The organism is Solibacillus sp. GQ1, from assembly GCF_059758555.1.
The window spans coordinates 1,701,562-1,723,954 of sequence record NZ_JCAXEX010000001.1; the positions used below are offsets into that span (position 1 = coordinate 1,701,562).

The following is a 22,393-nucleotide window of genomic DNA, read 5'->3' on the forward strand; positions in this document are numbered from 1 at the left end:
AAATGGATTCCATCTATCCTTTAAAAACTTTTCTAGTCGGTGTCATTATAAATATCGAATTCAAATTCTCCATTTACTTGATTGGCAAATTCAATTGTCTTATTATTCATAACAAGCCCACGTGTTTGGTGACGATTAAAACAAATAACCGTAACTAATTTACATTTTAAATTGTAAGTATCTTTATATTTTTTAATAACCTCTATTGAGTTATATAGTGTATTTACAATGGTATGAATTTGTTCCTCTGGATGGTTTGTCATTTTGTAATCTAGCCCGTACTCCCATGCAGTTTCAAATCTTACATGTTTTGTTTTACCTCGAATCCATTCCTCACCTTTTCTGTAAGCTTCTGTTGGTATGATTCCTATTTCTTTAGTGAATTCCTCCAAAGGAAAATCCTCTCCAAATAAAGTAAAGTATGCCCTCGTTTCTGAACAAAAATCTTCCATTATAAAACACCTCAATTTTAAGCCCTTATAAGCTAATTTCATTGGTTTCTGAAGAGCATTTTTTTAAGACTTACATTCACTTCAAGTAGAGTTTCTCCAACTGATAATCCTCAATCAAGTCAATATTTCTTCTATTATCAATATAGTTCTTTATTTGCTGTGTTATATTGGGCAGCAGTAAGATTGAGTCCAATTCATCTATAGGAATCCATTTCACCGCCGTTTGATTAGGGTCTGGATTTTCGGGTAATTTCGGGACCGAGTGATTCTTTAAAGTACATTCAAAAATAAGGTGAAGTCCATGTTTGGCATTCTCATCATAATCCCCGGATTGCTTATGTGGGGGAAACTCATAAATTAATGCTAACGGCCCAACTTCAACATCTGCCGTAGTTTCTTCAAACACTTCTCTTATGACACCCTCAATTATTGTTTCACCGGGTTCAAGTCCCCCGCCTGGTAAATTATAATGGATCCCATTATCATCATACTCTACTAAAAGTACCGAATTATTTTCGATGATCAATCCTGTACATCGTATTCTTACATGTGACATTTTCCCACCCCGTTTTCTTCTATATAATTAGACATTCAGTTGTTTTTCAATAAGGTACATTTTTGCCATTGTGTAAGCATGTGCTGTGAACAGTTGTGTATTGATCTGCTTCGACTTAATCAGACTATCCATTTCATTAAAATCAATTAAATTAATTGTTAGCTCTTCAGTATCATCTAAATCTTGTTCGAATTTCTTAAAAGCATCAACCAAGAGAAAAGTAATTACTTTGTTATTTTGTGTAGCGGGGTTAACCATGAATTCTCCAAGTAAAATAGGCTTGCTATCTGAAATAAACCCGGTCTCTTCCTTTACTTCTCGGATTATCGCTTCCTCGTATGTTTCATTTGTTTCGATTTTCCCAGCAGGGACTTCAAGGTAAAATTCATTGCCAGCATAACGGTACTGTTCAACAAGGACCATCTTGTTTTCCTTTGTTAACACAACAGCGTTTACCCAATCAGAATACTCGTTTACATAATAATCATCAATCACTATACCATTAGGAAGCTTGCATTCATCTTTTCTAATATTGCCGAAAGGACTTTTATGTGTATACTCAGTTTTTAAAGTTTTCCATTTATCCATAATTACCTCCATAAATTCATGCCCAAATCTAGGCTTTTAAATTACCTATTACCACTCTTTATAAATATTAACATAATTAACCAATTTACTTCATTATAAAAAATGAGCATGATCCTTGTAGCAGGTTCATGCTCGAAAATTAGATATTGAAATTTTCTAAAGTCCTTAGTAAATTTCCCCTTTTGTCAGTATAGTAGCATTCCCACCTACCATAACTACTGGGTTATTTTTATTTACCAATTTCGTAATAATGTGAGAAGGTCTATCCATACTGTATCCTTGAAGAAAAGTGTATTCTTCGTTAAATTTATTTAACACATTATGATGAAAAAGGTAATAAGTTAAAGCTCCATTTGAAGTTCCTGTTGCCGCTTCTTCGTCAATTCCATAGAGCGGGCAAAAGTTTCTACTAATTGCTACACCTTCTTTTGTATCAAGCGTAAACGCATGGACACCTCCTACTTTATTGACCTTTGTATATTCAGCAAGAGCTTTAAAATCAGGTTTTAGTGTATTCAAAGCTTCAATTGTTTTTATAGGAAGCATAATATCCCAAAGTCCCGTGCTTGCAGCTTGAGGAACCAAGTTAAACCCTGCACTTCCTATTTGGCTTTTATCAATATTAAACAGGTCCGCTAAATACTCATAATCATCAAATGTTTTCCCCAGTTTAGGTTTCGCTTGCTCCATCATTATAAATGATTGATCGACCTCAACAGATAGTGTTCCAGCAAGTGTTTCCATCATATATGTATGGTTATTTTCAACAGCCTTGTTTTCCAACAATGCTTTAAAAGAAGCAATCGTAGCATGTCCGCATAATTCTACTTGTGAAGTCGGTGTAAAAAACTTTATCTCAAATGTTTGAGCGTGTATTTTTTTAATAAAAGCTGTCTCCGAAAAGCGAACTTCCGCAGCAAATTTCTGCATAAACCCTTCGTCTAAATCTTCATGGATTACTACACCTGCTGGATTCCCACCAAATTTTGTTTCTGTAAAAGCATCAATTACGTAATATAACAATTTCAATTCATCCCTCTATTAAATATTTAATTTCCTTAAATAATTATAAAGTAAAAAGACATAGATTAGCTGAACTAACCTATGTCTTTTATTTCGTTTATTTTGAAGCTCATTTATACGATAAATGCAAAGTATAAAAGGAATAACAGACAAAGCACATACATAATCGGGTGGATTTCTTTAGCACGCTTTTGTGCGATAAGACAAATCGGATACAGCACAAAGCCTAACCCAATCCCGATAACTACACTAGAAGTTAGTGGCATCATAATAATTGTTAAAAATGCCGGAATAACGATTTCTAGCTTTGTCCAGTTGATTCGACGGATTTCCATAGCCATCAGTGCACCCACAATAATTAATGCGGCAGATGTTACTTCCACAGAAATAACACTAACAAGTGGTGAGAAGAATAATGCAACGACGAAACATGCTGCAATAACTACTGACGTAAAGCCGGTTTTACCTCCAACTGCAATACCCGCAGAAGATTCAACGCTTGTTGCAGGTGTTGATGTACCTAATACCGCTCCAATTACACCGGCAGCTGAATCGGCAAGTAACCCTTTTCCGATATTCGGAATTTTATTGTCTTTCATCATGCCTGCTTGGCTTGTTAGTCCAATTAATGCACCTGCTGTATCAAAGAAAGCTACAATTAGGAACGTGAAAATAACTGTCAGGATTTCTGCTGTAAAAATTTCATCTAAATGACCAAACACAACACCAAATGTCGGTTCAAGGCTTGGGATACTACCAATGATTGAAGATGGTACTTCAATTTTACCAAACAGCATCCCTACAATTGTTGTAATGACCATAGCGTAGAAAATACCGCCGTTAATACCTTTTACTAACATAATAATTGTAAGGAAAATACCTAGAATTGCTAATAACGTCATCGGTGAAGTTAAATCGCCAATCGCCACAAATGTATCTGGATTACCAACAATAATGCCACCGTTTTTCAATCCGACAAACGTGATGAAAAATCCAATACCAGAAGCGATTGCGAACTTTAAATCACTTGGAATAATGTTAATAATTTTTTCACGAATTTTAAATAAACTTAAAATCAAGAAGATGATACCGGCAACAAAAACACCTGTTAAAGTAACTTGCCAATCAATACCCATTCCGATACAAACTGTAAAAGTAAAGAATGAGTTTAATCCCATACTCGGTGCAATAGCGATCGGGAAGTTCGCAAGTATGCCCATTAGCAATGTACCGATAATAGCAGTAAGCGCAGTTGCTGTGAATACAGCTCCATGATCCATGCCAGATTGACTTAGGATAATGGGATTGACGATCAAAATATAGGCAATTGATAAGAAGGTAGTGATCCCAGCAAGTGTTTCCGTTTTATACGAAGTACCCCGTTCTGCAAATTTGAAAAAGTTTTTCATGTTGTACTCTCCTAGTTGCTATAAGTTTAGCAATTAATTTATTATCCTAGAATAAAAAAAGCTTTGACCACGGATGGCCAAAGCTTCTCTACAAAATGGAATAAAAATAGAATTTAATTCCCATTCCTTGTAGTCAGCTATTATCGGTAGCTGGTAGAAACTTTCAAGCCATCTTCTTGAATTTATACAAGGCATATTAGATTTTCTAAAAACAATAGTAGAATAATATCAAGTTAAATTTAACTAGTCAATAGAATAAACAACAATATTTTTTTGTTTTAATAATATATAAATATTCAAAAAAGAGCAAAAAATCAGTACTCATTTTAAACTTGTCAGTAAGACCATAATTCTATTCGTAATGGCATGAATATGCATTAACTAGACCATTAAACAGTTCAATTTAAAAAGGCTCGATTCCAATTATAGAAATAGAGCCTTTAATGATTATTTAAAAGTAGTTAATTCTTTTGAGACTGCATTTAAAAACTCCTCATCAAACCTGTAAATATGTTTGCCTTCTGTATTACTAATTGTGATTGCATCATCGATCATTCCGCCGCTTAAGGATATTTGTTTGAAAGCTTTAATATCCTTCCCTAACAACTGTATATCGCTTAGTGAATTTGCTAATGATTCTTTTAACTTATTTGATGAAGTTTCATTTTCCGCTTTATCTATTACTGCTTCCATCAGCTTTAAAAGGTTCCCTTCATCAAGGTTGTTCGGTTCTGTAGCAGCCATCATTAATGCTACGATTCCTTCTCCGTTTAAATGATTAACGCCTTTTTTCAATTCCATTGTTCCTTGAGTTATCCCTCTTACTGTCATATCATCCTGCAAACGATACGCTACCCCACCAATCGAATCAATGAGAGAAGAAAAACTCCTCAGTTCAATCACTGCATGATAATCAATCGGTAGATCAAAAAGATTGGAGACAATGGTTCTCACATTTTTAGCGCCGCCATGATTATACGCAAATAACAATTTGTCGTTTAAAGTGGTCCCTTCATCTTGTTCAGCGACAGGTACATATGTATCATAAGGAATCGATACTACATTCACCATATTTTTGTCTGTACTGTACGAAAGTAAAAGATTGAGGTAAATTCGATCATCCATTTCTTCAGATTTAACCGTAATTAGAGTTGTTAACACTTTTGCCTCTTCTATTCCTGCAGTGCTTGCAACTGTTGGATTCGTTTCTTTACTTAAACTAATGCTGCTTATTTCTTTATTAATATTTCCAGGAAGCATTGATGGAAGGAATAAAAATAAACAGAGACCTACTATTAATAAAGCAGTTGTAATCGGAATGGTTTTACTAGATAGAATCAAAGATTTTTTTTGTATTTTACTTTTTTGTAAGTTATGGATTTTTTCGAATACTTCATTCCGATCCTCTTTAGTAAAATTTAATTCCTGATCTGTAATATTAACTTCCCCTCTGAATCGTTTATCTTCCATTAAGTTCCGCCTCCTTTATCATCGGTTCTAACCGTTGTTTCGCTCTTCTTAATCGCGTTTTCACAGTATTCACAGAGATATCCAAAACACCGGCTATTTCTTCGGTGTTTAATGAATTATAGTAGTAAAGATAAACAACTTCCCGATATATTTTTGGAAGAGATAAAATGATACCTTTTATTTCTTCATCTTTATATTTATCAATTACTGTTTTTTCTATTGATGGTAGTACAGCCTTGGTTGTTTCATTAATAAAACTTTTAACCTGTACCATCATGTAATGCCAACTTTTTAAGTAATCCTTGCATTCATTAATTGTTATTCGATAGAGCCATGTTTTGATTTGCGCTTCAAATCGATATGAATCCAGATTGTTATAGCATTTAATGAATGTGTTTTGAACAAGGTCCTTCGCAATTTCTTTATCTCTCACATAGGAAAATGCAAGCCGTACCAGTTCAGTCCCATATTCAATCATTATTTTCTCTAATAAATAATCCTTCTCTTCACTGTCCAATGTACTGCCCCCCTTACAAATAAATATCAATTCTGCTATTAGACGATTGTCAAATCAATACAGGTTCAAATTCCCAAAAATACTTATTTATACAATTATAATTAAAATATAAAAAACCTGTATCTTAGATTGTCGAGTAATCATAGATACAGGCCTTATAATATTCTGTTTCTTACTGTGACGCTAAAGAGTTCATAACGATTGAAGTTCATCCACTGTTACAAACCGATATCCTTCATTCGTAAGTTCTTTTAAAATCGTTTCAACTACTTGCAATGTCCCGCCGGTTTGATCATACATTGGATGCAGCAAGATAATTGAGCCCGGTTGAATGTTCTCCATTACATAATTGATTTTTTCATCAGCACTTGTATAATACGTTTCCGGATCCAACGACCACATAATAGTTTCCCTGTTAGTCTTATTTAAATAATACGGTAAGCCTACGAATTTTTTCCCGTAAGGTGGGCGAAAGTCAATTTCCCCCTCATACCCAATGCTTCGAATTAGCTCATCTGTTTTTTCTATTTCTTCTTCAATAAAAGAAGGAGATTTTAAAACCATTCTTTTATGTGAATACGTGTGATTCCCGATTTGATGCCCTGCTTCAACTAATTTTTTTGCTTCTTCAGGACGCTTTTCAATTTCATTTCCGATAAGAAAAAAAGTAGATTTTGCGTTGTATTCTTCCAGCAATGGCAAAAGCTGATCCACATTTTTTGTCGGACCGTCATCAAAAGTTAAAGCAATTATCTTTTCCTCTGTTTCCGCCTGGTAGGTTAACCCTCCAAATAATTGAAACGTTCTTAGTTTCGTAACTTGGAATAGCCCTGCGAATAATACAGCTATTAATATAACTGCAATTCCTCCAATTATTAATTTCTTTTTCATTAGTGGTTCCTTTCTTCAACAAGCTTTAAGCGGTATATACATTGCTTTTGTAAAATAAATCTTACTACCATACCAACAAACCAAAAAAGTCTGTCGAAAACACTGCGATTAAAAACATCGAGATTACCACTAATTGTACAGCAGTAAAAATGTAATCATTCTTGTTTGCCGCATATCTCTTTTCCATAACGATTCGAACTAGTTCAGTTACAAAAATTAAGCCAAACATAAGGATATGCGGTTGCAGCAACCAAATGTGCCTTGAAGGATCTTCGCTGACGTTAACGAAAAAACCAAATAACACAACGACAATAAAAGTAATTCTAATGGTCCAATCAATTTTTTTATGTTTCTGATTTACAAAGTTATTGGAGAAGAACTCTTTCTTTTCCACGTTTAGCCATTTTCTTAAAAACTTATTCATAAAAAATAGTACAAGTCCAAATATTGATGATATTAAAATTAAACTTGTTAAAACATTATCCACGATACTTACACCACCTAAGTTTCACTTCACAACTGCGAATTGTTTTCGAATTCATCTTTTAACAACCCATAGTAGGTCAGATCATAAAACTGACCAAAGCGTGATACATGTTGCTTTAATGTGCCTTCATATTTCAAACCGATTTTCTCCATTACCTTCCATGAACCAGTGTTCGATGTAAATGAAGCAGCAAATATTTTATTTAATTTAAGTTGGCTAAAACCATATTCCAACAATGCTTTAGCAGCCTCTGTACCATAGCCATTTCCCCAATACGGTTTTCCAATCCAATATGCTAATTCTCCTCTTAAATACTGTATGGATAAATTCAAATTTATTAGGCCAATTAACAGTTGTGATTCTTTATGAACAATCGCAAACATTACAATTTTATTATTTTGTTCTGCAGATTGGATGCTTTCTATAAATTGATAGGCAGAACCTTTCGGGTATGGATGAGGTATGTTTAATGTAGACTTTGCTACATCATATTCTCCTGCTAATTCCTCAATTCTGTCTGAATCATACAATGTTAATGGTCTTAATAGTAATCTTTCGGTTTCCAAATTGTGCATAAACATCCCTACCCTCTCTTTATATAGTGCTAGATGTAGATTTATCCATTACTTCGAATTTATATAGTAAATGAGATGATCTTTCCACTCATCAAATTCGTAAATAAACCCTTTTCTTATACATTCAAATTGCAGGCCGACACTTTCCGCTAACTTAATGGATGGGAAGTTATCCAGATTTATGTGTGCTTCGATCCGATGATAATTCAGTTTATTAAAAGCGAGCGTAATCGCAGCATTTACAGCTTCCTTTCCATATCCTTGCAACCAAAATTGGTTGTGGATCGTATAACCAAATCTTGCCCATTGAAATTCATCCCTTAACATTGTGGAAAAATCTACTGAACCTATATGCGCAAGATCCTCTTTTCGGAAAACCCCAAATATATAAACTTTATCTTCTGAAGCAAGCCTTTGATGACGATCTATCAAATCTCCAAACCAATCTTTTGTACAAATGCTCATATCTATTTTACCTTCATCGTATTGATGTTGTGATGGTAATCTATTTTCAAATGCGGATAACCACGATGTGTAATCTTCTTTTTCAAGGGGTCTTATTACTAGTCTATCCGTTTCTATGTAGTCATTGAATTTTCTCAAAAAAACACCTCAACTTCTCAAACATTTTTTATATGTTGCCCTGCTTATATGTTTCTAGTTTAATTTTTATACAATATTCCCCCTATAAATCCATTTAAGTTATAATTTTCTTACTATTCTACTAGAACGAGGTGCAAAATGTTATCTTTATTTAGATATAATTGGCAAGTACGTGAAGATTGGTTCAATTGGTGTGAATCATTACCTGAGGAAGAATTTCATAAAGAACGGGTTGGCGGTATGAAAAGTATATGGGAAACACTAATCCATGTAATAGACTGTGAATTGCTCTGGTTAAATTCATTAATTGATGAAAAAATAGTTTTTGAAAGGCGACAACTACTTACACAATTGAGTGAGATCAAAGAATATTCGACTTTTGTCCAATCGTATACCGAACAGTTTATTGAACGACTTCCTTCAGAATATGAAAATAAACTTATAGAAGTACAGCGACGAGACGGTTCAATTTTAGAATTTACGCAAAATAAGATTCTCGCTCATATGATAACGCATGAGATTCATCACATTGGGCAGCTATCCGTTTGGGCTAGAGAAATACAGCGAAAGCCGATATCTTCGGATTTAATTATTAGAAGTTATGAGTAATTCATTAAGCATTTTCCCTTTGCTCTTAAATAAATGGAAAATTTATGTTAAAATTTTTACAGGATGAATTTTAGGGTATATAACAGTCATGTCAGTTCGTGGAAAACATAACAGGGGGTAATTAAGTGGATGCTTTGATGTTAGACGGATGGACTCCTTTAATATTGTTAGGAATTTTATTTGCATTTATGATGTTTTTTATTGCCCGAAAAGTTTCAAAAAATGTTTTACTTTTAACTTCTGCTATAATGAGCCTACTTTGTTTAGGATTAGTACTTTTCAGCATATTTGTTGTTGGTGGTTGGGAAGGTATGGGTCTAGGCTTCTTTGCTTTTTCTATTTTTATAGGTGTTTGGATAGGTACTATTTTTGGAATTATTTATAAGAACACGAAGTAAGGGCTTTAGTTGAATAAGCATCGCTCAGGGATATTTAAAACCTGAGCGTTTTTTATATTCTTTACTGCCATATTACCGCTGACTTATATATGAAATTACATTACCAAATCTATAATTTCTTTTACCCACTCGGGGTTCTCATCAACTCCGTATTGCTCACATAATTTCTTGTGAATTTGAATAAATTCCGGAATAATATTTTTCATTATATTTAAAATTTCTTCTTGTTCTCTACTGCATTGCCACTGAATTAACAGTGATAATTGCCGATCACTTAGTTTGCTTCTATCCCCTTCTAATTTTGCCCAATCCCCAAAGGTATTCGGTTGTATGCCTGCTTCCATATACCATCCAGTTATCATGGATAATCTTAAATTATCTATATTGTGAAGTGCATAATAGATTTCTTTTCTCATCACTCTTCTGTACGCTTCATGAAGGTATGCAAAAAATTTAGTTCTCCAATGCTCTATTTCCTGAATAGATGGTCTATACGTTAAATCCGCTGATTTTGTTAATACATCATGGATCAAGCCTGTTGGATCATGAACAATTTTTAATTTCTGAGTCCAGATAGATGGCTTCATATCCACCTTTTTATAATAAAAGCTGTCCACTTTTATAAATGACCTGTAATGTGCCGTACTGTAATTTGCCCAATGAAAGTCTTCAAAGAAAAGAACATTTCCCCAGTTACTGGCCCGTTGCTTTTTGTTCACCCTATACTCCTCATATACTTCATCTTTTACAACAATACGGAGATCGATATCAGAATATAAAACCGTTTCCTCATTCCCGATGGATCCCCCGTAAAAAACAGCCAAAACATTCTCATCATTGATTAAATCAAGTTCAATTGCTTCCATTAATTCCTGACGATGCTTTGGAAGACCAACATCTCGTTTTTTATTTTTAGTTTCTAATCCCACACATTCTAAAACAGCTCCTTCGTTTATACGTCCTCTTATAAAGATTCGAAAATAGGGTTCAATTACCCTTTTTTTGTATGATGTCGTTTTTACAGCAATCGGGGCATTAGCCACCATACTACAATAAAAATGCTCAATACTCCCCACGCTGCTGTCCCCATGATCCACCTGATTATAATGGGTGTTGCTGAACTATCATGAATTTTGTCTTTCAAGCTTCTCATTTTGATTGCACATACAACTATTCCGGTGATGATGAGTACAATAACCAGGATTGATAATGCATCCATAATTTAACCTCCAATCTCCCTTTTAAAAGGAGTTAATATGTAGACGCAATGTTCATTTAAACTTATTGAAAATCTACTATTACGTTATAAATAAACGCTATATTTGCAAGCTCCCTGATACTTTTTAAAGCTTTTACTATTAATAAAAAGGGGTTAAGGATTTCGAAATAGAAATACTACTATACTAACGCTAAATTCGTTAGAAATTGAAATTATTAAGGAGTGCTATGTATGTGGGAACGGAGAACCACTTGCTATTACCCATTTTTATAGTGCTTTTAATGAGAAAGGTAATTGGTTTGCCAATCCATTTACTAAGCATTATCAAGTATTTTTGATCAATGTCAGAGGTGCAGGTAACTCCCCTGAAATTATTTATGACGAAGAGTTAAAATTACATAATATTATATTGGATTTAGAGGCTATTCGAGAAGCCTTATTTTTTGAGAGGTGGACATTCGCCGGACACTCTACAGGTGGAATGTTAGCACTACAATATGCAGTAGATAAACAACAATCTTTAACGAGTATTATATGCGGTTGTAGTGCTGCCAGCAAAGAATATGCAAGTCATCCGAAGAGTATTTACTGTACTCAAAATAAAAATTTTAATCGTATTATTGAAATTATGGAATGCTTGAATAATCCTGAAACACCGCTAGAACAGCGTAAATCCTTAGACTTTGAGTGGGCACTTATGTCTTTCTCGAGTGAAGAAAATTTAAGGAATGCCCTTGCAATACCTAATAGCGGGCGTATAGTTGGACGTGCGCTTGATTATTTCAGAAAAGTTGCTGTTCAACAATTTGATTTACGACCTTCTCTACAAAAAATCGAAATACCTAGTTTTATTTTTGGTGGACTTTTAGATGCCCAATGCCCGGTTGAATTCAGTTATGAAATCGCTGAATTGATCCCAAAATCATCCCTTACGATTTTTAATGATTCGAACCATTTCCCGTTTGTAGAAGAAGCACAAGCATTTAACGTTTTTGTGGAAGAAACGATCAATACGCTTAAGTATGTATAATCCTTTAATCAAATAAGAAATAATTCAGTAATAGTAGAATTAGCGCTAATGCAGAAAAAGATACAACGCTATGTTAGTTTTACTTATCTTTTTATTTTCCATTAATCATTACCTACTTTTGAATGTTTTTTGAACATAAAATTTTAACTTGGGAGGCGATAAAAATCTCCTCTCCCTTTTCATTTTATTCTTTATATTAATGAATCCATCTTGAAACAATACGATAAACAAAATAAGAAACACCACTTAAGCCTAAAATCCCGGTAAATGTCAACAGCGGAAAGTCGTCTACATACACCATGCTAAAAGCAAATATTAAAAAGGAAAGAATGATTCCAGAGGTATCTAAAAATAATTCCATATGCATCATAGCCAATCTTTCACATATGCAACCAATCCTAACACTCCACCTATCGCAGCCCCAATAAACCCAGGAATAATATAACTTTGCTTTTTGTATTCACTATTCTTTGAAATAATTTTTTCTTTCATTAAAATAACCCCCTTTATAAAGTTATACGAACAGATTCTATGGAAGTTTCAAAATTCTGTTAAAAAATTAAACTTCTTAATTCCCTGTAGCTTATTTTTTAATTTAGAGGATTTAACTTGAAAAATCTAGAAATAAGTTAAGGTGTACATAAAAAAGTTAGGTGGTAATTGTGATGATAGAAAATTTAAAAGAGCATTTACAGCAATTAGAGGAAAGTCATACCGGGTTAGAAGTTAGAAGGTGTAAAGAAAAGCTTGATGCCATTTTAGCAGATGATTTTTTTGAGATTGGCAGCTCCGGTTATATTTATGATAAAAAAGAGTGTCTTGAAACTGGTGTTGTTTTGACAGAAATGAAGCTGCACAACTACGAAATCTATCCGCTCGCTCATGACATTGTCTTAGCTACTTATTTTTTAGTTAATACAACTAGAGAAAGAAATACACTGCGCAGTTCGATATGGAAATTGATTGATGGGCATTGGCAGCTCTATTTCCATCAAGGAACGATCACGCCTCTTCAATTATCCAGTTTTACTAGCAGTTCATCAAAAGAGAATTTAAATGTATTCAAATTATGAAAAGATGGCTTTGGGTAACCTCAATCGGTGCTATTGTTTTAGGCTGGTTTATTTTTGATATGTGGCAAGAGTCTAGCAGAGATGCCATTATAGGAAAAGCTTTGAGTAGTAATATTGATACGATTTCAGTAAGAGATCCCAAAACAAATGAAGAAGTTTTAGTAATTACGGATTCGGACCCCGCTTTTACTCCTATGGTTGAAATTTACAGGTTCCCTTACGTACAGTTGGAACGGCCGGACAATAAAATCCTCAAAGAACAGCCAGTGCTTGAAATCGTATATTTACAGGAAAACGAAGTCAAGTATGTGGTGAGGGTCCATCAATTTGATACTATGCCAACAATAGAACAGCAATTAGAAGACAGTTACATATATTCTCCTGAAAATAACGATAACGTGTATCTTTTTGAAGTGAAAGGCAATGATCAGCTAGTAGAAGTGAATGACGGGTTAAAAACGCTAATGGATATCATCACTTCAAAGTAAAAAACAGCGACAATCACTCTTGTATAATGATTGTCGCTTATTATAATTTAAATATTAAAAGTTATGCTTCTACTTTAGACTCTACAAATTGACTAAAGAATGAAAGGATTTTTTGGTAAACCGCAATTTCATTTTCTTTTTTAGAGAATCCATGACCTTCATCTTCAAGAAGCATATATTCGACTTCACGGTCTTTATCTTTCAGCGCCTGCACAATTTGATCCGACTCTTCTTTTACAACTCGTGGATCGTTTGCTCCTTGGATAACGAGCATTGGTTTTGTCATTGTCTCTAAATACGTAATCGGAGAATATTCGATAAATTTTTCTTTGTCTCTTTCTGGATTTCCTACCCATTGATCCATCATGGGTTTCCAGTCTTCCGGAACCGAATTGACAAATGAAAACAAATCCGATGGTCCAAAGATATCGACTACCGCTTTGAAATAATCCGCATGACGTCCGTGAAGCAGTAAGGCCATATAGCCACCATAGCTTCCACCCATCAATAAAATATTACCCTTTTCTGCATAACCCTTATCAATAAGCCAATCAAGACCTGCGACATTATCAAGTCGCGGACCATATCCCCAATCTCAGTTTACCATTTTTGTGAAAGCTAATCCATAACCTGTTGATCCACGGAAATTTGGCGCAAATATACTATAGCCATTATTTAAAAAGAACTGGAACGAAGCTCTAAAGAATTTTCGCTCTGCAGCTTGTGGACCACCATGTGGCCAGAAGATGATTTCCCCATTATCATTTTCCTTTTTCGCTTTGAAGAATAAAGATTCAATTTCCAGCCCATCAAAAGAAGGATACGTAATAACTTCAGGCTCCACTAATTCGCTTTGGTCGACACCCGGAACTGCATATTGCGTAAGAGGAATCCATTCATTATCTGTCAATCGGTAAATATTATCCGGTTTAGTAGCAGTACCGCCTAAAACATATAAATTTCCTAACTTCGTGACAACAAGCTTATCGATCGTGCTACATGGCGTTTGTATTTTCTGCCAGTCATTTGAAGACAAATCATACATGTATACAGTATCTTCTACACCTTTTTCACTGACAATATATAAGCGCTGTTTATGTTGGTCATATTTCAGAGTAGTGAAGCCTTCATTCTCAATATCTTTTACTTTAATAAATTCATTTGTTTCTAAATTATACGAAGCTAAGTATGTAAAATCTGCGTTGTAGTCCGTTAAAAAATAAACAAGATCATCTGTTGCGAAACATGCATCACTAACCGTGTGCTGGGAATCGGTAGACGGTGTCAGCAAAGTATGGTCGTTCGCCCGTTTTGCATACAACAGTGTATGTGTATTTGAATACGCCGTCATATAAAGGAGCGTTTCTTCATTCGGGCTTAAACCAACTGTTAACGTAGGTGTCGTTTTTCCTTCTAAGACTAATTCTTCCTCCCCTGTCTCCAGGTCATATTTATACGTATTCAAAAAAGAAGGATTTCCTTTTGAAGAAGTGTAGTAAAGCTTTTTCCCGTCTTCTGAAAGGATCATTCCAGTATTGCGTGTTCCTTCTTCATGAATAATTGGTTGTAATGTACCGCCATGCAGAGGCAACCCGTAAAATTGTGTATTTTCATTGCCATCGTCATCAAAACCAGCAAGGATGAATCGTCCTTGTTTATCATACAGAAGACCTTGGCAGCTCTGGTTATTGAATGTCAGCTGTGTCGGGAATGTACTAGGCAGATTCATTGCCCATAAATTATACTTTCCGCTTAAATTTGTACTGAAAATGAGTTGACTTTCATCTGGACTTACCGCAAAATCTCTTATTGAAAATGTCCTTAAAAACTGCTCTGCCCCTGGTTTAGGAAATGAAACCATATTGAATACTCCTCCTTTATAATAAAAAACTGAATTAATACTAAATTACCATAAATATACTATTAGAGAAACAAATAAGTAATTCGCAAGGAAATTGTAAGCATTAATTCCTAATTACCAACTAAAAAAGCAAACCCGCACGTTGCGAAGTTTGCTCTTTGAATAGCTAATGAACTATTTATATTTCACATCAGTATGGATAGTATCTTTACTTATAACGCCTTTCGCTGGTAAATGCTGTTGGTAACAAACCAAGAACCAACATAGAGTGTGATGACGACAATTGTTGCTCCTGTATATAAAGCAGGGATGGATAAATTAATAATAACATCCTTTATAACGGTCAATTGGTCTGCTAAAAATATCACAATAGACGGTCCGACCGCTGTTAAAAGGAGAAAACTAATCAATACAGCCGGAAAAATATAACCTGGTTTAAATAAATAAAATAATGGGAAGGTAAAGGAAGCAAATAATAAAAATAAACTACAGCCAATCGCAATGTGTGTTAGTGTAAAAGGTTTATTGAAAACAAACAATGTGAGACTTGTCACACCAATTGCTAAAACCATATAGATAATAGCACCGATATAGCGTGATGCGATTATTTCCGAACGTGTATAAGGTAAGGAATTTAACAATATGTTCGTCTCTACTTTTTCATCGTAAGCATATGTGTTAAAGGGAATAAGAATACTGGCAACAAGAAAGATCATAACTGGATTTGCTTCCATTATAATAAAGAAAATGACAAAAGGAATAAAAAGTAATAGCTGTTTTTTCTGTAATATGACATCACGTCTAATTAGATTAAACATGTTGTATTCCCCCTTTCAAGTAATACATGATCTCTTCCAGAGAGGCTTGATCAATGGCAACGGTGTCTCCGAAAATTCTTTGTACTCCTTTGATATTATCCGTTAATGCTTCAAATCCTGTTAATGCACGGTGAACATGAATAAAAGCCTTTTCAGTGTCGCGATCCAGAAGTTCCAATCTTCCTTTAACAAGTGCATAGTTTTCAACTACATCAAGAATAGACTGATTAAATATTAATTCCCCCTTCTGAATGAGAGCGATATAATCTGCAATACGGTCTAAATCGGATGTAATATGTGTGGAGAAGAAAATGGTACGATCTCCATCCACCATTAACTCCTGTAAAAGCTCCAAAAGCTCTCGTCTAAAAATGGGATCTAAACCTGCTGTTGGCTCGTCCATAATAATAAGCTCCGCATGATGGGATAGTGCTATGGCCAATGATGCCTTCATTTGCATTCCTTTTGAAAATGTCTTTATTTGTTTATTCAGCGGCAATTCAAATTTTTCCAAGTATTGATGAAATAGTGATTCATCCCAGCGTTTGTATGCAGGGCCCACGATGCGCTTTATATCTTTTAAGTTCAGCCCTTCAAAAAACACATTGCCATCGTAAACAAACCCAATGCGCTCTTTAATCGCCTTCTCATGATTCATGTAATCCAAACCGAAAAGCTTAATTTCACCGACATCCGGTCTTAATAGATTCATCATCATTTTAATCGTAGTCGATTTACCGGCACCATTTGCCCCAATAAAGCCTGTTATAAAGCCTTTCTTCACTTCTAAATTTAGATTTTTAACAGAAAAATCTTTAAACTTTTTCGAGACATTTGTAAGTTCAACAACATTCTCCATTCAAATCACTCCTCATATAAAATTTTTAATAAGTCTTGTAATTCTTCAAGTGAGAGGCCAATTTCTCTGCTATTCGTGATGACCAAGCTCATTTGCTCCTCAATGACTTTCAATTTCTTTTCTTTTATGACTTCTAAATTTTGCTCTGCAACAAAGGACCCTTTTCCGACAATCGAATAGATAAAGCCCGCCTTTTCTAATTCCTCGTAAGCACGCTTCGTTGTGATTACACTAATTTGCAGTTCTTTGGCAAGATTACGCATGGAAGGTATTGCTTCCCCCTCATGCAATTCACCTGCTAAAATGGCGGATTTAATCTGATTTGTAATTTGTTCATAAATTGGTTCCTTAGAAATGTTTGAAATAATTATTTGCATGCCAATCCCTCATTTTTACTTATTAAAAATCAATTAAAATTGTGTCGTTCTTTATTACTTGTTTTAACAGTTAAGCCGTAATATAAAATGTGAAACATCCAAATAATCACAAACCTTTTTGTATAATGTATATATACTATAAGTACATTATATACACACCTTCAATATTAGTTCAACCATTTTTTGTAAACATAACTTGTCGCCACTGTAAAAAAATCTATAAAAAAGCCACATAACCTTGTTTTCACAATGTTTGTGGCTAATTCTTTAATTTACAAATTTTGAACGGATAAAAAAACAAAAAGAGTAACACAGATGCCTGTTTACTCTTTTGCTCGTAATTTGTCCATAAATTTCTTTTCGTGCATTGGCTAATATTTCTATAATTATATTCCCTTTTAAAAAATACTTCCGCTGAAGTTTCCATTCTTATATCCCATAGTGTTTGTATCTTTATTTATTCCATTTAATATCATTTCCATATAAGTACTCACAAGCTCTTCTTCTGTTACTTCTCCATCCGGATTATACCAATTATATGAACGGTTAACCATGCCGAGGATGCCAAAGATAACAATATCACTTCTAAGATCTTCTCTGAATTCTCCTTTTTCAATACCTTCATCAAAAAGCTTTTCGAGATTAATACGAAACTCTTTTCGGTAATCATTGATTAACTTTAATTGCTTATCATCCAGATGCCGAAACTCCCGATGAAATACTCTTGCGCTCTTACCATGTACTTTAATATTTTTTATAATTAAATGAATTAATTTATTTATTTTTACTATACTGCTTAGATATTCATCATTTAAAATCACTTCTTGTTCGGCTAATAACTCTTTAATATAATTTAAGTGAATATCCATTAATAATTCCTGTTTACTTTTAAAGTAATAATAAAAGGTACCCTTTGTCACACCGATCGTATCAATAATATCTTGAATGGAAGTTTTGCTGAACCCCTTTTTATCAAAGAGGTCTATACTTTCTTTAAGAATTCTTCCGCGCATTTAATTTACTCCTCAAGTCATTATTTTTTTACAATTTTAGTTCACTCCCTTTCGATTACTAAAGAGATTCCTTGGCCACCACCGATACAAGCTGTAATAAGGGCGAATTTCCCAGCCGATCGTTTCAATTCATATACAGCTTTTGTTATTAAAATTGCGCCTGTTGCACCTAATGGATGCCCATGTGCAATTGCTCCGCCATTAACATTTAGTTTTTCCGGATCGATTCCCAATTCCCGGTCACAGGCGATTACCTGTGCAGCAAACGCCTCGTTCAATTCGATAATGTCCATATCGGATAAAGAAAGATTCAACTTCTCTAATAATTTTTTCGTTGCCGGTACGGGACCAATTCCCATGATATTAGGGTCTACTCCTGCAACGGTTGATCCTTTAATCGTGGCTAATGGTTGAATCCCTAATTCTTCAGCCTTCTCCCGAGACATAATGACCATTGCTGATGCTGCATCATTCAGTCCGGAACTACTGCCTGCTGTGACTGTTCCATCTCTTTGGAAAGCCGGCGATAGCTTTGCCAATGCAGCTAACGTTGTATTCGGACGCGGATGCTCATCTTTGTTAAAAAGAATCGGCTCACCTTTACGAACAGGGATACTAATTGGAACAATTTGTTCATCAAAACGCCCTTCATTAATTGCAGTTGCCATTCTTAGTTGACTTCTTAATGAATACTCATCTTGTTCCTTTCTTGTAATATCATATTTTTTTGCAAGGTTTTCTGCAGTAGTTCCCATGCCCGGGTTTCCGATTTCTTCAGGAGCAAGTAATGTTTTACGATATCTTGGCGGGATTGAGCTGTATGCTTGTTCTGGACGCTCATATTGATATGGTGCACGGCTCATGCTTTCAATCCCCCCGGCAACATATATATCACCTGCACCAGATTGTATCGCTTGGGCAGCTAATGCAGCTGCATTAATACCTGAACCACATTGCCTGTCTATTGTTAACCCCGGTATGTTGACAGATAAACCGCCCTGTAAAGCTGTCAATCTAGCAATATTGCCGCCACCACTTAAAACATTTCCTAAAATCACATCATCTATCATTTCTGGATTAAGATTCACTCTCTTGATTGCTTCTTTAATAACTTCCCCTCCATACAGATGAGCAGGAAGACTTGCTAATGCCCCACCTTGTTTTCCAATCGCCGTACGAACAGCTGATACAATGACAGCATCTCTTTTCATATATGGTCTCCTTATTATCAGTTTATATATAAAGGATTTGCCCCTATCCTATTTGAAATCGAGACAAACCCTTTTTAATTAATAACGTTCAAATATTAATTTTCCCTTAACCACAGCTTTTTGATGCTGGTTTATTGCTTTCACATCAAAGATTAGTGATTGATCCACTTTATCCACTAAATCGGCTTTTAAAGTAAGAACGTCATTTAAAAACACCATTCCTGAAAATCGAATATTATAATCTTTTATATAGCCCTCTTCATAATAAGCCGTAAACAGCTTCGAAAGATTGCCCATCGTCCACATACCATGAGCAATAATTCCTGGTAGACCAGCTTTTTTAGCTTCTTCATCAATTGTATGAATCGGATTAAAATCACCGGAAGAACCTGAGTACTTGATTAAATCCATTCTCGATACTGGTTCTAGTATCGTTTCAAGAGATTCACCTTTTCTTATATCTGCTAAAACTGTCATACGTTTAAGGACCTCCTTACCGTTTCCGTGATGATTGTGATTGACTCTTCAGTGAATATTAATCTTCCATCTCTGTCTTCACCATACCGTGTCATCTTCAGGAAGCCCATTTTTCCGGTGCTGCCTTCTTTTTCATAGTAATTTTCTATTTTCGAGTAGCAATAGACTTCCTCTCCAACCAAAAGAGGTCGTTCATAATGATATATTTGTTCACCATGTATTAATCCTTTTAACGGTAATTTGAGACCATCGATATAGCCAGATCTTAGTACCCTTGGAAATGTAGGGGGAGCAATATTTGTACCATATCGTGATTGTTTACCAATCTCTTCATCAGTATAGATTGGATGATTATCTCCAATGGATTCAGCAAATCTTCTTACAAGCTCTCTTTCAATCACATTTCTCACTTTATTTGAAGTTAGTCCAATATACTCTGTATACAAAACTTCATTCCTCCTCTTTAATTTGTCGGTCCGCCAGCTACATAGAGTACTTGCCCGTTTACAAATGAGGAATTTTCATCGGCAAAGAAAGCAACTGCATTTGCGATATCTCTAGGCTTTCCAACTCTGCCAACAGGTATTTTACTGGCACCTGCCTTTAGGAAATCTTCAAAAGGTACGCCGATTCGCTCTGCAGTAGCTTTCGTCATATCTGTCTCGATAAAACCAGGTGCAACTGCATTTGTAGTAATGCCAAATTTCCCGAATTCTCTCGCCAGTGTTTTTGTCAGACCTTGCAACCCAGCTTTAACCGTTGAATAGTTTGCTTGGCCGGGGTTCCCTAATGCTGAAGTTGAAGAAATATTAATAATTCTTCCATACTTCTGCTGAACCATGTATTTTTGTGCTGCACGCGTTGTATTAAAGGCACCTTTTAAGTGAACATCGATTACCTGATCCCAGTCATTATCTGTCATTTTAAATAGTAAGTTATCGCGGATAATACCTGCATTGTTAACCAAAATATCAATTGATCCATATTCCTTCATTACCTGTTCCATCGCGGCCTCAACTTCATGTGAATTCACAACATTTGCCTGTAGAGCTAAAATGTCGAATCCTTTTTCTTTAAATTCAGACTGTACATTTAGTAATGCTTCCGTATCAATATCAATTATGGCTATTTTTGCTCCTTCTTCAGTAAAAGTTTCTGCAATGCTTTTCCCTATACCGCGACTACCACCAGTTATAAATGCAACTCTATTTTCAAATCTTCCAGTCAAATAAATTCCTCCTGCCTTATCTACTAAAATTTTGTGTCTTAACATTTTATTAGTAGTTTTAAAGAATTATTCAGACAAACGAAACATTATGCTTTTTTCACTAATTATTTACTAATCGGTACTTAAATACTCCATTTTGTTTTTCTGAAATGACAATATTCCGTTCTTCTAATAAATCCAGTACACTTATAATTTCAAACAAAAATGTAATTACAGCTTTCTCATACCTTCCCCGGTACATGTCTTGTATAATTTCAAATCCGGTTGCAGCACCATTTGCTTTTTTTAGTGTATTAATAACACGACTTACACGATGTTCTATATTGCTTATATGTCCGTCAATTGCTCCATTTAAATCGGAAATAATCGGGCCATGTCCTGAAAAGGTAAAGTTGGCAGAAAGTTTCCTACACTTTTCCAAATTTTTTAAATATTGGATTAAGGGTTTTGCACGCTTATTTCCGGGTTTAGGTGCATCCATCCACATTCCACCATGGACCCCTTTGATAATGTGATCTCCACAAACGAACAGTTGCTCATCTGCGCAATAAAAAGAAATATGATCCTGTGAATGACCTAACGTTTCTATAACTTGAAATGAGGGTAAACCCGGTACCATGTCTCCCTCCTCTAGTACCTCATGAACAGATGCATTTTGGAAGTAATCCCGGTGTCCCTTTCGAAACGCTGACTTGATAGCCATATCTTCTGTTAAACCAAATTCTATGAATAAGTTGTGAAAAAATTCAGAGCTCCATTCTATATAGCTTTCATCCTTTAAAATCATTTCAGTATCTTTATGCGCAAAAATCTTAATAGTAGGATTCTTCTCTAAAATCCAGTCGACAAGACCTGTATGATCATTATGGTGATGTGTTAATACAATTTGTTCAAGATCGGTTATTTCAACACCTAGTCGATGCAGGCCATTATTGAAATCATCCCAGCCCTGTTTATTTTTTAGGCCGGCATCAATAAGGGTTAACTTCTCTCCAAACACAACATATGAATTTACCGGACCAATCGGGAAGTTGGTTGTTAACTCTATTTTTTCTATCCTTTGCAAAGTACTCATTCCTTCTTTTATCGGAATTTTTCTCACATACCTTCCATGTGACGATATATTTTTAACACAAATAGTATCCAACCTTCTAAAATGAT

Annotated in this window: 27 protein-coding genes, 1 pseudogene and 1 riboswitch; of the genes and pseudogenes, 5 read left to right on the forward strand and 23 right to left on the reverse strand. The window is 34.8% G+C overall.

All coding sequences use genetic code 11. The features are described from left to right. Positions 1-32 precede the first annotated feature (32 nt). The 11 genes from AC6CH1_RS08590 to AC6CH1_RS08640 all read right to left on the reverse strand — a co-directional run bounded on the left by AC6CH1_RS08590 (position 33) and on the right by AC6CH1_RS08640 (position 8,571). Positions 33-452: a DUF4279 domain-containing protein gene (locus tag AC6CH1_RS08590; protein WP_498317107.1), complete on the reverse strand. Its 420-nt coding sequence runs from the start codon at positions 450-452 to the stop codon at positions 33-35. Positions 453-528: 76 nt separating this feature from the next. Beyond that, a complete protein-coding gene (locus tag AC6CH1_RS08595) occupies positions 529-1,008 on the reverse strand; it encodes an NUDIX domain-containing protein (RefSeq protein ID WP_498317109.1) in 480 nt (159 codons plus the stop codon). 27 nt (positions 1,009-1,035) lie between these two features. After that, complete coding sequence (locus AC6CH1_RS08600; protein ID WP_498317111.1) at positions 1,036-1,596, reverse strand: NUDIX hydrolase; 561 nt, start codon at positions 1,594-1,596, stop codon at positions 1,036-1,038. 165 nt (positions 1,597-1,761) lie between these two features. Then, entirely contained in the window at positions 1,762-2,625 is an 864-nt protein-coding gene (locus tag AC6CH1_RS08605) for a PhzF family phenazine biosynthesis protein (RefSeq protein WP_498317112.1), read from the reverse strand. Between the two features lie 107 nt (positions 2,626-2,732). Continuing rightward, entirely contained in the window at positions 2,733-4,028 is a 1,296-nt protein-coding gene (locus AC6CH1_RS08610; RefSeq protein ID WP_498317114.1) for an NCS2 family permease, read from the reverse strand. A gap of 110 nt (positions 4,029-4,138) precedes the next feature. After that, a riboswitch (purine riboswitch) is annotated at positions 4,139-4,238 on the reverse strand. 237 nt (positions 4,239-4,475) lie between these two features. Then, positions 4,476-5,498, reverse strand: a complete 1,023-nt coding sequence (locus AC6CH1_RS08615) for an LCP family protein (protein WP_498317115.1) — start codon at positions 5,496-5,498, stop codon at positions 4,476-4,478. Then, a complete protein-coding gene (locus tag AC6CH1_RS08620) occupies positions 5,488-6,015 on the reverse strand; it encodes a sigma-70 family RNA polymerase sigma factor (RefSeq protein ID WP_498317117.1) in 528 nt (175 codons plus the stop codon). Before AC6CH1_RS08620 ends, AC6CH1_RS08615 begins: the two co-directional genes overlap by 11 nt. A 192-nt stretch (positions 6,016-6,207) precedes the next feature. Next, positions 6,208-6,906 carry a polysaccharide deacetylase family protein gene (locus AC6CH1_RS08625; RefSeq protein WP_498317119.1) on the reverse strand — a complete coding sequence of 233 codons (699 nt, stop codon included), beginning with the start codon at positions 6,904-6,906 and terminating at the stop codon, positions 6,208-6,210. A 64-nt stretch (positions 6,907-6,970) separates the two neighbouring features. Next, positions 6,971-7,393, reverse strand: a complete 423-nt coding sequence (locus AC6CH1_RS08630) for a DUF4181 domain-containing protein (protein ID WP_498317120.1) — start codon at positions 7,391-7,393, stop codon at positions 6,971-6,973. Between the two features lie 26 nt (positions 7,394-7,419). Then, positions 7,420-7,968: a GNAT family N-acetyltransferase gene (locus AC6CH1_RS08635; RefSeq protein WP_498317759.1), complete on the reverse strand. Its 549-nt coding sequence runs from the start codon at positions 7,966-7,968 to the stop codon at positions 7,420-7,422. 48 nt (positions 7,969-8,016) lie between these two features. Then, on the reverse strand, positions 8,017-8,571 hold the full coding sequence (locus tag AC6CH1_RS08640; RefSeq protein ID WP_498317122.1) for a GNAT family N-acetyltransferase: 555 nt from the start codon (positions 8,569-8,571) through the stop codon (positions 8,017-8,019). 138 nt (positions 8,572-8,709) lie between these two features. Between AC6CH1_RS08640 and AC6CH1_RS08645 the strand changes: the two genes are divergently transcribed. Both AC6CH1_RS08645 and AC6CH1_RS08650 read left to right on the forward strand, forming a co-directional pair. Then, positions 8,710-9,180 carry a DinB family protein gene (locus AC6CH1_RS08645; protein ID WP_498317124.1) on the forward strand — a complete coding sequence of 157 codons (471 nt, stop codon included), beginning with the start codon at positions 8,710-8,712 and terminating at the stop codon, positions 9,178-9,180. A gap of 125 nt (positions 9,181-9,305) precedes the next feature. After that, complete coding sequence (locus AC6CH1_RS08650) at positions 9,306-9,578, forward strand: YesK family protein (RefSeq protein ID WP_498317126.1); 273 nt, start codon at positions 9,306-9,308, stop codon at positions 9,576-9,578. 95 nt (positions 9,579-9,673) lie between these two features. On the opposite strand, the gene AC6CH1_RS08655 is transcribed toward AC6CH1_RS08650, so the two are convergent. Further along, complete coding sequence (locus AC6CH1_RS08655; protein ID WP_498317127.1) at positions 9,674-10,654, reverse strand: hypothetical protein; 981 nt, start codon at positions 10,652-10,654, stop codon at positions 9,674-9,676. 324 nt (positions 10,655-10,978) lie between these two features. Between AC6CH1_RS08655 and AC6CH1_RS08660 the strand changes: the two genes are divergently transcribed. After that, the gene (locus AC6CH1_RS08660; RefSeq protein ID WP_498317760.1) at positions 10,979-11,827 is read left to right on the forward strand and encodes an alpha/beta fold hydrolase; all 849 of its coding nucleotides are present in this window, start codon (positions 10,979-10,981) and stop codon (positions 11,825-11,827) included. A gap of 366 nt (positions 11,828-12,193) precedes the next feature. Here AC6CH1_RS08660 and AC6CH1_RS08665 read toward each other — a convergent pair whose 3' ends face one another. Then, complete coding sequence (locus tag AC6CH1_RS08665; protein WP_498317129.1) at positions 12,194-12,319, reverse strand: hypothetical protein; 126 nt, start codon at positions 12,317-12,319, stop codon at positions 12,194-12,196. A gap of 173 nt (positions 12,320-12,492) precedes the next feature. On the opposite strand from AC6CH1_RS08665, the gene AC6CH1_RS08670 reads away from it, so the two are divergent. Together AC6CH1_RS08670 and AC6CH1_RS08675 are read left to right on the forward strand one after the other, a co-directional pair. Continuing rightward, positions 12,493-12,900, forward strand: a complete 408-nt coding sequence (locus AC6CH1_RS08670) for a nuclear transport factor 2 family protein (protein WP_498317130.1) — start codon at positions 12,493-12,495, stop codon at positions 12,898-12,900. Then, on the forward strand, positions 12,897-13,388 hold the full coding sequence (locus tag AC6CH1_RS08675; protein ID WP_498317131.1) for a histone acetyltransferase: 492 nt from the start codon (positions 12,897-12,899) through the stop codon (positions 13,386-13,388). Before AC6CH1_RS08670 ends, AC6CH1_RS08675 begins: the two co-directional genes overlap by 4 nt. Before the next feature lie 61 nt (positions 13,389-13,449). Here the strand turns inward: AC6CH1_RS08675 and AC6CH1_RS08680 are convergent. From AC6CH1_RS08680 to AC6CH1_RS08725, 10 genes and pseudogenes are all read right to left on the reverse strand, one after another. Further along, positions 13,450-15,249, reverse strand: a pseudogene (locus tag AC6CH1_RS08680) (S9 family peptidase). A 212-nt stretch (positions 15,250-15,461) separates the two neighbouring features. Further along, a complete protein-coding gene (locus AC6CH1_RS08685; protein WP_498317133.1) occupies positions 15,462-16,067 on the reverse strand; it encodes an ABC-2 transporter permease in 606 nt (201 codons plus the stop codon). Beyond that, positions 16,060-16,926, reverse strand: a complete 867-nt coding sequence (locus AC6CH1_RS08690) for an ABC transporter ATP-binding protein (RefSeq protein ID WP_498317134.1) — start codon at positions 16,924-16,926, stop codon at positions 16,060-16,062. The genes AC6CH1_RS08685 and AC6CH1_RS08690 overlap by 8 nt, the downstream gene beginning before the upstream one ends. Positions 16,927-16,931: 5 nt before the next feature. Further along, on the reverse strand, positions 16,932-17,303 hold the full coding sequence (locus AC6CH1_RS08695; protein ID WP_498317136.1) for a GntR family transcriptional regulator: 372 nt from the start codon (positions 17,301-17,303) through the stop codon (positions 16,932-16,934). Positions 17,304-17,701: 398 nt separating this feature from the next. Further along, complete coding sequence (locus AC6CH1_RS08700) at positions 17,702-18,316, reverse strand: TetR/AcrR family transcriptional regulator (protein WP_498317138.1); 615 nt, start codon at positions 18,314-18,316, stop codon at positions 17,702-17,704. Between the two features lie 41 nt (positions 18,317-18,357). Continuing rightward, a complete protein-coding gene (locus AC6CH1_RS08705) occupies positions 18,358-19,527 on the reverse strand; it encodes a thiolase family protein (protein WP_498317140.1) in 1,170 nt (389 codons plus the stop codon). A gap of 78 nt (positions 19,528-19,605) precedes the next feature. Further along, a complete protein-coding gene (locus AC6CH1_RS08710) occupies positions 19,606-20,004 on the reverse strand; it encodes a MaoC/PaaZ C-terminal domain-containing protein (protein ID WP_427709446.1) in 399 nt (132 codons plus the stop codon). Next, positions 20,001-20,450 carry a MaoC family dehydratase N-terminal domain-containing protein gene (locus AC6CH1_RS08715; protein ID WP_498317142.1) on the reverse strand — a complete coding sequence of 150 codons (450 nt, stop codon included), beginning with the start codon at positions 20,448-20,450 and terminating at the stop codon, positions 20,001-20,003. The genes AC6CH1_RS08710 and AC6CH1_RS08715 overlap by 4 nt, the downstream gene beginning before the upstream one ends. Before the next feature lie 17 nt (positions 20,451-20,467). Continuing rightward, positions 20,468-21,232 carry a 3-oxoacyl-ACP reductase FabG gene (gene fabG, locus AC6CH1_RS08720; protein WP_427709443.1) on the reverse strand — a complete coding sequence of 255 codons (765 nt, stop codon included), beginning with the start codon at positions 21,230-21,232 and terminating at the stop codon, positions 20,468-20,470. Positions 21,233-21,332: 100 nt separating this feature from the next. After that, complete coding sequence (locus AC6CH1_RS08725; protein WP_498317143.1) at positions 21,333-22,307, reverse strand: MBL fold metallo-hydrolase; 975 nt, start codon at positions 22,305-22,307, stop codon at positions 21,333-21,335. Between the last annotated feature and the right edge of the window lie 86 nt (positions 22,308-22,393).